The 12,156-nt window shown below is 49.8% G+C and carries 12 protein-coding genes and 1 pseudogene; 4 read left to right on the forward strand and 9 right to left on the reverse strand.

Annotation, left to right across the window (positions count from 1 at the left end):
* Positions 1–52: 52 nt before the first annotated feature.
* Positions 53–1,477: an aspartate ammonia-lyase gene (gene aspA / locus T458_RS43005; protein ID WP_023557269.1), complete on the reverse strand. Its 1,425-nt coding sequence runs from the start codon at positions 1,475–1,477 to the stop codon at positions 53–55.
* 157 nt (positions 1,478–1,634) lie between these two features.
* On the opposite strand from aspA, the gene T458_RS43010 reads away from it, so the two are divergent.
* Entirely contained in the window at positions 1,635–2,135 is a 501-nt protein-coding gene (locus T458_RS43010; protein WP_031305857.1) for a Gmad2 immunoglobulin-like domain-containing protein, read from the forward strand.
* Between the two features lie 119 nt (positions 2,136–2,254).
* Here the strand turns inward: T458_RS43010 and T458_RS43015 are convergent, their stop codons facing one another.
* Positions 2,255–3,835: a PTS sugar transporter gene (locus T458_RS43015; protein ID WP_023557271.1), complete on the reverse strand. Its 1,581-nt coding sequence runs from the start codon at positions 3,833–3,835 to the stop codon at positions 2,255–2,257.
* A 209-nt stretch (positions 3,836–4,044) separates the two neighbouring features.
* Here T458_RS43015 and T458_RS57240 point away from each other — a divergent pair, with 209 nt between their 5' ends.
* On the forward strand, positions 4,045–4,209 hold the full coding sequence (locus T458_RS57240) for a hypothetical protein (protein ID WP_023557272.1): 165 nt from the start codon (positions 4,045–4,047) through the stop codon (positions 4,207–4,209).
* Positions 4,210–4,509: 300 nt separating this feature from the next.
* The gene (locus T458_RS43025; protein ID WP_023557273.1) at positions 4,510–5,262 is read left to right on the forward strand and encodes a YwaF family protein; all 753 of its coding nucleotides are present in this window, start codon (positions 4,510–4,512) and stop codon (positions 5,260–5,262) included.
* A 57-nt stretch (positions 5,263–5,319) separates the two neighbouring features.
* Here the strand turns inward: T458_RS43025 and T458_RS43030 are convergent, their stop codons facing one another.
* From T458_RS43030 to T458_RS43055, 6 genes and pseudogenes are all read right to left on the reverse strand, one after another.
* Positions 5,320–6,912, reverse strand: a complete 1,593-nt coding sequence (locus T458_RS43030) for an amidohydrolase (RefSeq protein WP_023557274.1) — start codon at positions 6,910–6,912, stop codon at positions 5,320–5,322.
* 129 nt (positions 6,913–7,041) lie between these two features.
* Positions 7,042–7,383 (reverse strand): annotated as a pseudogene (locus tag T458_RS56530) (NADPH-dependent FMN reductase); the annotation flags it as partial.
* A 100-nt stretch (positions 7,384–7,483) separates the two neighbouring features.
* Positions 7,484–8,971, reverse strand: coding sequence for an IS1182 family transposase (locus tag T458_RS43040; protein ID WP_031305284.1), 1,488 nt, complete (start codon positions 8,969–8,971; stop codon positions 7,484–7,486).
* A 348-nt stretch (positions 8,972–9,319) separates the two neighbouring features.
* Positions 9,320–9,604, reverse strand: a complete 285-nt coding sequence (locus tag T458_RS43045) for an NADPH-dependent FMN reductase (RefSeq protein WP_023557276.1) — start codon at positions 9,602–9,604, stop codon at positions 9,320–9,322.
* A gap of 10 nt (positions 9,605–9,614) precedes the next feature.
* On the reverse strand, positions 9,615–10,529 hold the full coding sequence (locus T458_RS43050; RefSeq protein WP_023557277.1) for an NADP-dependent oxidoreductase: 915 nt from the start codon (positions 10,527–10,529) through the stop codon (positions 9,615–9,617).
* Positions 10,530–10,718: 189 nt separating this feature from the next.
* Complete coding sequence (locus T458_RS43055) at positions 10,719–11,000, reverse strand: hypothetical protein (protein WP_023557278.1); 282 nt, start codon at positions 10,998–11,000, stop codon at positions 10,719–10,721.
* A 314-nt stretch (positions 11,001–11,314) separates the two neighbouring features.
* Here T458_RS43055 and T458_RS43065 point away from each other — a divergent pair, with 314 nt between their 5' ends.
* Complete coding sequence (locus tag T458_RS43065; RefSeq protein ID WP_023557280.1) at positions 11,315–11,668, forward strand: VOC family protein; 354 nt, start codon at positions 11,315–11,317, stop codon at positions 11,666–11,668.
* A 3-nt stretch (positions 11,669–11,671) separates the two neighbouring features.
* Here the strand turns inward: T458_RS43065 and T458_RS43070 are convergent, their stop codons facing one another.
* The gene (locus T458_RS43070; RefSeq protein WP_023557281.1) at positions 11,672–12,007 is read right to left on the reverse strand and encodes a YolD-like family protein; all 336 of its coding nucleotides are present in this window, start codon (positions 12,005–12,007) and stop codon (positions 11,672–11,674) included.
* Positions 12,008–12,156 lie beyond the last annotated feature (149 nt).

Here is a 12,156-nt window from a genome sequence, read left to right on the forward strand (position 1 = left end):
AATCCCGCCACCTTTCGATGAAAAAGGGGCGGGATTTTTGCGATTGCGCTTCTTATTCTCGATCCAGCAAGGAGGCACCAGCGATGCCTGGATGCGTCATTTCAAACGGATCCAAAATCAGATCCAGCTCTTCCTCTGTCAGGACATTATGCTGCAAGCACAGCTCACGGACCGATTTTCCGGTCAGAATCGCTTCTCTGGCGATGCGGGCAGCTGTCTCGTACCCGAGATGAGGGTTGACAGCTGTGATTACCCCAACACTCTTTTCCACGTATTCCTTCATCCGCTCGCGATTGGCTTCAATACCTACGAGGCAGTACTCGGTGAAGGCGCGGAAAGCGTTGTCCATAATGCTGATGGACTGCAGCAGATTGAAGACGAGCACAGGCTCCATGACGTTCAGCTCTAGTTGACCTGCTTCCGATGCGAGACAGATCGTATGGTCGTTGCCGATCACTTGGAAAGCGACCTGATTGATGACCTCTGCCATAACCGGGTTTACTTTTCCTGGCATGATCGAAGAGCCTGGCTGGCGTGCAGGCAGGGAGATTTCCCCGAGACCAGCGCGCGGACCGGATGCCATCAGACGCAAATCATTGGCGATTTTGGACATGTTCATCATGCAGACCTTCAATGCTGCCGAAACCTCTGTATAGGCATCCGTATTTTGTGTCGCATCGACGAGATGTTCGGCGCCTTGCAGCGGGAAGCCGCTGATTTCTGCCAGGGTTTGCACGACTTTCGTGATATATTTGGGGTCTGCATTTAATCCGGTACCTACTGCAGTCGCCCCCATATTGACTTCATACAGGTGCTGGCGGGATTGCTTGATCCGCTTCATGTCGCGTTCCAGGACACGGCGATACGCTTCAAATTCCTGTCCCAGACGAATGGGAACAGCGTCCTGCAAATGGGTGCGTCCCATTTTGATGACATCATCGAATTCACGTGCTTTTTCTCCAAACGCGTCATGCATCGTCTGCATGGTCACCAGCAATTTGTCCAACAGTGTCAGAGTAGCGAGATGAATGGCGGTTGGAAAGGCATCATTCGTCGATTGGGACATGTTCACATGCGTGTTCGGGCTGAGGTGGAAGTAATCCCCCTTCTTCTCGCCCAGAAGCTCCAATCCCCGATTCGCAATGACTTCATTGGCATTCATATTAATGGAAGTACCCGCGCCACCTTGGATCGGATCCACGATGAACTGGTCATGCCACTGTCCGGCAATAATCTCTTCTGCCGCTTGCACAATGACATTCCCCAACCGAGGATTCAATCGGGATACCTCCATGTTGGCAATCGCTGCTGCTTTTTTCACCATTGCCATAGCAATGATCAGCGAAGAATGAAGACGGTAACCGGTGATGGGAAAGTTCTCTGTCGCCCGCATGGTTTGGACACCATAATAGGCATTCACAGGAATCTCTTTTTCACCCAGAAAATCCTTTTCAATTCGAAACGATTGTTGTTCCATCTTGTTCGACCAGCTTTCCTAGTAATTGTTGGTTGTATGCCACCCCCATTCTACCATAGAAACAAGAAAAAGGGCTGTCGAGATGAAACGCGGTTTTCTTTTCTCCGTCCAATTGGGTAGAATGTGTATCATCATCTACAAAATCGAGGGGGATACCATGAAGAAATTTTTACTCCTTCTGTTGACTGCTGCTATCTTGCATGGATGCAGCAGTACATCAGCACCCGCCGAATCTAATGAAACGCAGCCGCCTGCTGCGAATGAGCCAGCGACTCCCGCGCCGACACAGCCGCAAGAACCTGCTCCCGCACCAGAGGCCGGGCAAGAAGAACCCGAACCGACTTCCGATATGACGTATGGAAACGATATTTTCCAAAAGGTGACTGTTCGTAAAACGGGCGAAGATACTTTCGAGGTAAAAGGACAGGCGAAGGTCTTCGAAGCTGTCGTCAGCTATGTCGTGGAGGATGGTCACAACGAATTGGCTGAAGGCTCCTTCACCACTTCGGCAGGCGCTCCCGAATTTGGAGATTTTACCTACACCTTGAAAGTAAAAAAAGCGGAACCGAATTCTACCCTTTTGCTCATCCTCTTTGAAAAAAGCGCCAAAGACGGCAGCAGACAGATGGAACTGATCATTCCTTTGCCTGAAAAATGAAGATTTATTACGACGTAATTCTCTTGAAAAACAGCCTACTGCCTGATGCCCTTTCATGCTGAAAAGACCAAACGCCCCCTCAGACGCCAGTGCTTCGCTTTGCGTCCGTGGGGGCATTTTTACATTTGTTCTTCTACGTGTTTTACCCGTTTTTTTCCAAGCTTGTTGGCTGCCAGGGTGATCAGGAAGGAGCCGATCAAGCCGCTAGCCATCGCCAGAATAAACCCTGCCATGTTGTTGGAGAGAAGCGGCGCCATAATCGATGGTACATATGCTGTTCCTCTGACATCGAAGAAGCCGACAAGCATACCTGCAACACCCGACGAGATGATGGCCCCGGCGAAAACGATCTTGTTTGAAAACATAAACGGATAGGCGGCTTCGACAAACGTACCAAAGCCCATGTTGATCAAAAAGCCCGGTGTCGCCAAGGCAGCTTCGCTTTTTTCACGCGGCGCCACGATATTCGCCAGCGTAATCCCTGCGGAGACCATCACCAGGCCAACCATATCCACTGCTCCAAGGAAGCTGTTGCCCGTCTTCTCCATCTCCAGCAATACAATCGGGAGGATCGCGGCGTGATAGACTCCGCCGATGATGGCGGGCCAGATGAGCAGGCCCGCAACCAAGCCTGCCAGAACCGGACTGTAGGCGACAGCACCTTCGATCAGCACTTTTACCCACTCACCTGCCTGCAGGGCAATGGGCGCCAACAGATAATACACAATCAGTCCAGCTGCGAGACCAGAGATCCCCCCGGCAATAATATTGACCGTCGTAGTCGGAAAACGCCACTCAATGCATTTGCGAAACAGCAGATTCACGAAAAGACCTGCGCCGATCCCACCGAGCATCCCGCCGATAATCCCGCCGTCTATGGACAGGACACCAGCCAGGACGCCTGCGACGACGGAGACCTCCTCCATGTCGGAGACCTGTTTGGCCGCTACGGCAGCAATGACGACCGGGAGTGCCTTGATTAACACATCAAAGACGTCGCCAAGCATCGACAAACCGGGAATCTTGCTTAACGCCAAGACCAGGGCCAACGCAATAAAACCCGGAAGCGACGACATCATGATGCCGCGCACCTGAATTCTCCTCCACGGTTGATGGGACATCTCTGCTGCTTTTTTCGCATCCCCGATCATCGGGCGATAGGAGATCCCCCAGTGCTTGCCGAATGCCGTGAGGAAACTGATCGCCCTCGTCCGGTTCGTCGTCCCCGTGGTGCCTGAGGTCAGGATGATTTTCGCCCCCCTCGCTGCAATCATGGCCATCGATGTGCCGCCTGTGCCAGCGATCGGCAGTTGCTTGTCCACGGCTGCCTGAATGGCTTGCTGATTGGCTTTTTGCGGATCGGCACTCATCACAATCAACCCATCGATCTCTTCGCTGCGGATCTGTTCGGCGATGCCCGCATCCAGTTGGGCTGCATATTGGTTGCACGATCCCAATGTCCCCTCATGGACCGTGATGATTTGCTTGCTGTCTCCATCCCAGGCATAGACTGCAGCGGGTGTGGACTCCCCTGCCATATCCATCGAGCTTTGAGCGCCAATATATTGGATTGCTGCTGGTTCGACTCCCGCCGATTCCATCTGCGAAATGATTTCTCCCAGAAGCTTTGTTGGATCTTTACCGCCCAGATTGTATAGATTGCCTCCACTGCTGCCAATGACCGCTATTCGCTTTCTCACAAATCTGCCCTCCTATTTTATCTAAGTAAAGCGTTACTATGCTAATTCTTTATTTATTTACTTTAGTAAAGTGAGAGACTAAATTCAAGCCATTCTGAAAAACTATTTTCATTCAGATGAACTTTTCTGCTTCTCTGCTTTAGGAACCTTCTGACTTTATGGTATAATCTGGGTGTGATTTTCTTCAGTCAATGGATAGGAGGGAGTTCGTGATCCAGGAATATGGCATCGGGTGGGGGACGCTCGCCCTAATCAACGCGGGGATTGCGCAAGGGAAAAACCGCAGCGGATTCAACTGGTTTCTGCTTTCCTTGCTGCTCGGACCAATCGCGACTTTCATACTCGTCCTTGTGGAAAAACGGTCAGAAATATAAAAGCACCCCTCTCCGTCGAAACGAAGAGGGGGCTGAAGCTTATTTTTCTGTTGATTCATTTTTCTGACTATCTTTGTAGCAATCTATGCATAGACCGTTGTTATTTTCGATTTCATACTCGGTCAAACGCGCCTGACAAGATGTGCACTGTCTTTCTGTCAATACCAAGTTCACAGCACGATCTCCTTTCCGATATATTCTCTCTCTATACTCGTATTATAAACGATTCTTTATGTATTTCAGCCTGTATGTGTGTAAATTGTGTGAATTCTTTCATAACTTTTTGTCAGGAGCCTGTTTATGCTTGAAACTTTTCTTTCTTACACCATTTCCGGCGAGCCTTTCCGCCTTTTTTCACTTTCTCACCTGGTTGTTTTGCTGCTTTTTGCCGCTGGCACATGGGCTTTATACTTTTATCGGAGAAAACTTCGAGCCTCTTCCATGAAAGAAACGATGCGCCATACTCTTGCTGCCACATTGCTTTTGACCGAATTGGCCTTTCAGTTTTGGCATGTGTGGACGCAGACCTGGTCGACTGCCTATACCTTACCATTGCAGTTATGCAGTGTCTCCTTGCTTTTATGTGTCGTCATGCTCTACAGCAAAAGCTATGCGCTATACGAAGTGACGTTTTTCGCCGGGGTTGGTGGCGCCCTCCAGGCCATGCTTACTCCTGAGCTGTTCTATCCCTTCCCGCACTTCCGCTTCCTGCACTTTTTTCTCGCGCATGCCTGCATCATCTGGGCTTGCCTGTACATGACCTGGGTGGAAAAGTATCAGCCGACGCTGCGATCAGTTTGGAAGACGATGGTCTTCCTCAACCTGCTTCTCGTCATCGCGCTGCTGGTCAATCGATGGACGGGCGGGAATTATCTGTTCGTCTCCCGCAAGCCGGATAACCCCAGCCTGATTGATTATCTGGGTGCCTATCCGTGGTACATCATCTCCCTGGAAGGCGTCGCAATTGTCATGTTTCTCCTGCTGTACCTGCCCTTCGCTGCATCGGGGAGAAAAAGTTCGGCTTCCCCCACATCCCGGGACTTTTCCTCCTGAAAGAAATACATCCGGCTCCTGTGTATCAGAGCCGGATTCTTCTTTTGCCTGCCTTGCTTATCGCGTGTAGACTACCTTGCCGCCAATTACGGTCATCTCGATTTTGGTTTCGAGCAGGGCATCGGGATCCATGGTAAACAATTCATGAGAATAGACGGTCATATCCGCGAATTTCCCTCGTGCCAGCGTTCCTTTCACATGTGACTCTGCCGTTACCTGGGCGCCTCCTACTGTGAACAGGGCGATCGCTTCCTCCATCGTCAGCTTTTCTTCTGGCATGTACCCATCATGGGTGTCTCCCGGCGCTTTGCGTGTGACCGCCGCATGAATCCCGAGCAAAGGATCAATTGGCTCAACTGGAGTATCAGAACCACCCGCACAGATAATGCCTTTGTTCAGCATTGTTTTCCAAATATAGGAGTTCGAAATCCGCTCCGGTCCGACCCGATCGATCACCCAAGGGAAGTCTCCCGCCAAAAAGCGCGGCTGGATGTCCGCGATGCGGTGAGGATGACGCAGTCTCTCCAGCAGATCGGGGCGGACAATCTGCGTATGAATCAAACGATCCGGGTACGCGGCAGGTGCGAAGAGATCCAGGCTGTCCAGGACCATTTCCAGTGCCTTGTCCCCTATGGTATGAACGGCGATCGGCATGGACAGGCTTCTTGCCTGCCGTACCAGCTCTGTCAACTCCTCCTGCTCATGGACCGGATAGCCGCTGGTGGAGGGATCATCCGCATAAGGTGCAGACAAATAAGCCGTTCGTCGACCCAAAGCCCCGTCCGCAAAAATTTTGACCGCGCCGATCCGGACGTGATCGTTGCCGTATCCGGCGTGCATCCGCAGGTCGCGCAGCTCGTGCATATGGGGATAGTAGACGAGCAGGTTGCAGCGAAGCGCCAGTCCTTCCTGGTTGATCAGTTCGTCGTAGAGCTGATAGGTCTGCGCCAAGCCGCCCAACTCGCGCAGATCTTCCGTGTGCGCGCCTGTCAGCCCATGCTGCATCGCATACTGGATGGAGCGGCGCAAAGACTTTTTCAGCTGCTCATAATCCGGCTTGGGAATATGCGGTCTAACCAGATTCGATGCCGTCTCCAAGAGCATCCCTGTTGGCTGCCCCGAAGCCTCATCGCAAACGACCACGCCTCCAGCAGGCACTGGCATTTCTTTGTGGTAGCCAATCTTCTCCAGCGCCTTGCTGTTGACCAGATGGGCATGGCCGCAGATGCGCGAGAGCATGATCGGGCAGTGAGGCGCTACATGGTCCAGCTCCTCGATGCTGGGAATTCCCCCGCTTGCAAACAAATTCTCATCCCAGCCGAATCCCTCGATCCACTCCCCGGGGCCCGTCTCGTCTGCTCTTTGCTTGATCAGCCGAAGCATGTCATCCTTGGACCTTGCTTTGCCCAGATCAAGCTGCAAAAACGTCAAACCCTGCCATCCCAGATGCAAATGACTGTCGATCAGTCCCGGCGTAACAGTACGCCCCTGCAAATCGATAACATGAGCTTCCTTGCCCCATTGCAAACGCATATCCGCATCACTTCCGAGATCGTGGACAAGTCCATCCCGTACGACAATTGCTTCTACAAAACGGGTTTGCTGGTCTCCCGTGTAAATATGTCCATTCGTAAAAATCGTTGTGGTCATAGCACAGCCCCCTCTTTTCATTCCCTCCTTTCTTAATTGCCCGTCTATTGCGATATTCCTTCTGCAAATAAAAAACCTCTACAACGGTCACCAGGAGGAACCATTGTAGGAGGCTGTGATATGTCAGTATTATTTTTGTCTAATTGTCTGCAATGCACCGCTCCATGAGAGGAGTTGGTCAAGCATTTGGTTCGCGTTCTTGGCATGGTAATCAGCGGGCTTGAACGCGCTCATGTTTTCAAAATCCGTCAAAAGCGAGAACGTAATTGCCGTACGAACATCAGCTACCTGCAATTCACCCAAAATCAGGCGAAGATTTTCGATTGCACGCGCACCGCCCAAGCTGCCATAAGCGGCAAAACCGGCGGCCTTATTGTTCACTTCAAGATTCAGGTAATCCAGCGCATTTTTTAATACACCCGTAGTGGCATGATTATATTCTGGCGTTACGAAAATATAGCCGTCAAAGGAGAGCCCTGCAAAATCCCCTTGTTGGAGCTTGCAACTCGAGTAACCCCATTGAATTGTGTAAAAAAGAGGGCAATAACGAAAAAATGCAGTTCAATCTCCCTCAGGAGGCGGACTGCATTTTCTCTGTTAATTTTATCATCCGTTTTACATTTACGACGAAAGTCGTAAGTATTGCCTGTATTCGCATGCGAAAGAGACCACGGTACTTAGCCTTGGTCATCCCATGATACCTTTTTAGTTCCGCATTTTTATGTTCAATAATCGGTCTGCGACAAATACGTTCCTTGAACGTATCGCTTTTCTCAAACTCGATTTGCTCTTGGTAATGTTCCGCCACAATCCGAATGGAATAGGTTTTGCTCTTCGCTCCTGGCTTGAAGCATCCTTCCTTAAGCGGGCACGCCTTGCATTTCTCGGTATCGAAATAGAAAACAAGAGAACGACTATTGCCACTTTGCTTGCTTCCTTGGACAGCTTTTCGAATACTGTGTTGTCCTGCCGGACAAATAACAAAGTCTGCATCCTTGTTGTATTCAAAACCTTCTTGTCTAAGCCCTCCGTTATGTACGATCGGGTTAAGTGGTACGACGGGTTGAATCTGCTTACTTTTCATCTCTTCCAAATTATCTTTACCCGAATATGCAGTGTCAGCAATCACTTCATGTACTTCTATACCTGCGTCCAAGGTTTGATTCAAAAGTTCTTTGAATTGTTTGCCGTCATCCGAACTTCCTTCAGTAACTTCCACAGCCGTAATGATCTCTTCTTCTGTCATGGCGATATGTTCTTTGTAGCCAAAAAAGGATTTTGTATTGCTCTTCCATCCAAAGCGTGCATCCGGATCAATGGCCGACATAATGCCTTTATTGGCAAGGAGACGCTCGTCTTCCACGATGGCCTTGGCGATTCGAACTTTCTCCGAGATGGAACCTTCATGATCCGGCAACAACAACTCAACAGTTTCCCCAAGATTAGCCAGGTACTGAAGCATGATCTTCTCGGCATCCTCTTGATCTTCTTTCCTCAACCCCGGTAACTTCGGGAGTTTCTTCTCAAGCTTGGGATGCTTTTTCACCACAACACGGAACAGGCGCTTCGCCGCATCTCGAAGTACTTCAAGTGGCTTTTGTTTTTGCGAAGCTGCCAGTGTATGGGTGGAGTCCATGATGATCGTCTTTGACTTCACAAGACCTTTTTCAATGCACTGACGCACAACTGATATGAGCACCTCATCCACGGCTCCTGCTCCTAATCGATGATTACGAAAGCGAGACAGTTGGGAGGGGTCAGGAAGGTTATCCTCCGGATTTACACCTAAAAACCACTTGTAAGCGAGGTTTACCTGCGTTTCCTGAATGATGCGTTCATCCGAAAGATTGTAGAGAACTTGTAAAAACAGCAAACGAAACAGGAGTTCTGGTTCGTTAGCAGGTCTTCCGTAATGCTCACAATAAGAGGAACGAACTAAGTCATGAATAAACGTGAAATCTACGATTTCATTGATTTTTCGTAATGGGTGATCCTCGGGAATCAGTTTGTATAATTCGGCATGGAAAGATGCCGTCATTTGTTTAGAGGGCTGTAGCAATGGTTCCAACTCTTTCGTTTTCTTTTCATTGTACAACAAAACCCAGTGCCAAAGGGGGTACTGGTTGAAAACTCTACGGTTGGGGAGGAGAAGCATGTTTCCAGGCGGAGCGATTGGCGGAGTCCAGCCTAGCGGAACAGCGAAGCCCGGGGAAACGAAAGCGCAACCTATGAATAAACTCCGGAGCTGCGCGCCGTTTTGCGCTTCCCCCGGGATCGCTGTGGAGCGGACAGTTTAACTCCCTTGCGGGACGTAGACCGTAGCGCAGATCGGAAACATGCTTCTCCCCACTACAGCTACATTCACGACACATGAATCCCCAGTACCTAAAAGCACTGGGGATTCAGTTTACAGATAGTAGGTGGACTTTTGCAGGGCTCTCTCAAAGGAGGCCATTTTTTCTGACCATGCTTGTATATGTGCCTTTGCTTCCTCTTGCATCGCTTCAGGTATGGCCGAACCATAAAACGGAAGATTGAAATCAGCAAGATCCACTAGCTCGTATTTTGCGTTATCGTTGCGTTCTGTTGCAAAATCGTATACCCATTTTGCAACAGCCTCCCCATTGCGCCCTTGACGTGTACTGCCGATAATGTTTTCCGATTGATAACACGCAGACCCCTCCACAATCATTCAGATTTTGTTAGTCAATGACCAGGACAACCTTTCCTCGACCGTGACCGCTTTCGATCTCTCGATGAGCATCCTCAGCTTGATGCAGCGGAAATGTCTTACGGATATGGATATGCAATTTCCCTTGTTCGTAAAGCTCAACCAATTCGACAAGTCGATCGACAGACCGCTGGCTCCGGATTGCTCGAACACCAAGCTTCTGTGCAAGTTCAAATGCGACGATCGTACCGATACGATTTTTATCCTGAACAAGGGCCAAAGAATCAAGCAGGACTTCGCCCCCGGCAGCGTCAAAGACAGCGTCCACCCCATCCGGTTGCACGGAACGTACCCGGTCGATGAGACCGTCTCCATATGCGACCGGAATTGCGCCAAGCGAGCGAAGGTAGTCGTGGTTTTGTTCACTCGCAGTACCGATAACCGTTGCCCCCCATGCGCGTGCTAGCTGAACAGCTATTGTACCAACTCCGCCTGCTGCAGCATGTATGAGCACGGTGTCACCCTTGCCAACTCCCAGTTCTTTTAACGCTGTGTGAGCGGTTTGTCCAGAAGCTGTTATTCCCCCCGCTTCATCCCAAGGCATGTTCTTTGGCTTATGCGAAATTTGCTCAACATGGACAACTACATATTCGGCATAACTAGCCAGCAGGGCCCAGCCTATCACTTCATCCCCAACCGAGAAGTTTATGACGTCCTCTCCAACTTGATCAATCACTCCTGCAAACTCGTTGCCAAGAATTTGTGGATACTTTACCTCTATTCCGGGTGGTGCCCATCCGCTGCTCCGTACCGATAAATCAAACGGCTGTACTCCGGCAGCCTTGACTCGTACCCGAACTTGTCCTTTTCCCGCCTGTGGAGTTTCAAATTCCATTACCCGCAAGACATCGGGTGGACCAGGACTTGGAATCGCCGCAGCTCTCATCATTCATCCCTCGTTTCTAACTTCCTTTTAGACCCTGAGATCGACTTTCATCATTTAGTCTATATTCGATTTGAAATAATTGATAATATATATTCCTTTATCCATCGATAACCTTAGGTATATGAATGAAAATGTAAAAAACCTTTCCGCACGGGTTTTCCGGCAGAAAGGTTCATGGGTGGCTTGTTTTTAGGAATTTGCGACTTTTTTGTCTCGTGTATTCACGATGTGATGGCCCAACGGCAAGCCGCGTTGCTGCAAATCATCCGCTGTCAGAATAAGGAGCGTCTCATTTTTGCACGGCATTGGCATCAACCCACCCAATGGACTCATCACCCGCCCATTGGTATCTGTCTCAATGACCACGTACAGACCTTTACCCTCCAACTGCTGCAAAAATTCACTCCAGCACTTGGACGTAATTTGATCGACGTGCTTCGTGAAAATGACACCCATCTCTTGTGCTAACATGTACAATCCCCTTTGTCTTAAGCTCAGATCCCTGATTCATAGATGTTCTCTTCTAACGAATACAAAGATACAGGGAAACGGCTCTTCTGGCAAAATCCACATAGCGCTGGAAAATGCGAAAATGAGCTGTTTTTCACCGCTTTTCGCTTCCCTCGCTATCCTTCTCTCGCGCAGGTACTTCTTTCGCTTCTGCACGCTGTTTTTTGCGGTTTGCCTTTTTTTACACATGCTTGAGACAAAAAAAAAAGGAGGATTTTCCCAAACCCCAAACGAATATCCTTTTTATCTTTATTTGAAGAAAGAGGCGATGATCGATGAGCAAGATGTTCCAACGCATTGATACGGTTTTTGTCCCGACCCGCGATATCGAGAAAGCGTTCGCTTGGTATCAGGATGTCCTGGGCGGTCTTCCCGGCTGGAAAAGCGAGAAAGGGGAATACCAATGTGTAAAATTTGGCGACACCTCGATTACACTGTTTCTCACCGATGATCCCTTGTATTTTCAACCGCGTAGAAGCGCGTTTAACTTTTACGTCCCTCATGCTGGCGAGGCCTACGACTACCTGCTAAGCCGCGGTGTCAAGGTAGAAGAGGTCAAGGAGTACGGAGCGAAGTATTTTGCCTTCTACGATTTGGATGGAAACTGCCTGGAGGTTTGCGAGTATTGATCCCTAGCGTTCGCCGCATTCCGCTTGCAGCAGGCTGGCAAACGAAAGCCAGTGCATCCCGCTTCCCGTCCGGAGCTTGATCCGCTGCTGCGCCTGGTCGATATGCATGACATGACCAGACAGCCGGCTCGGCTCCTTTCCGTCATAATAGGAAAGGGTCAGCGTATCGCCGGATTGATATGCCTGCCAGATCTGCTCACTCAGCTCCGCCAGCTGCTCACTGTCCAGCTCCGGGGGTACATAGCGTCGTTCCTGTTCCTTGATGCGCATGTATAATTCACGATGCTCCGGCAGTACAAATCTCGATGAGCCGAATAAGTCGTTTTTCTTGCTGCCCATATCTTCCCCTCCTTTTACGAACCTACGTTCCCATTATATGCTGCTATCTACGAAATTATCAACATCCTTTCTGTCTGGAACACGTGAGTTCCACCCATTTGACCATCCCATCCCAGCAGTTTGATACGAAAAAGAACCCTCGACTCAAA

Origin of the sequence: Brevibacillus panacihumi W25 (genome assembly GCF_000503775.1) — a bacterium.
GTDB lineage: Bacteria > Bacillota > Bacilli > Brevibacillales > Brevibacillaceae > Brevibacillus > Brevibacillus panacihumi_A.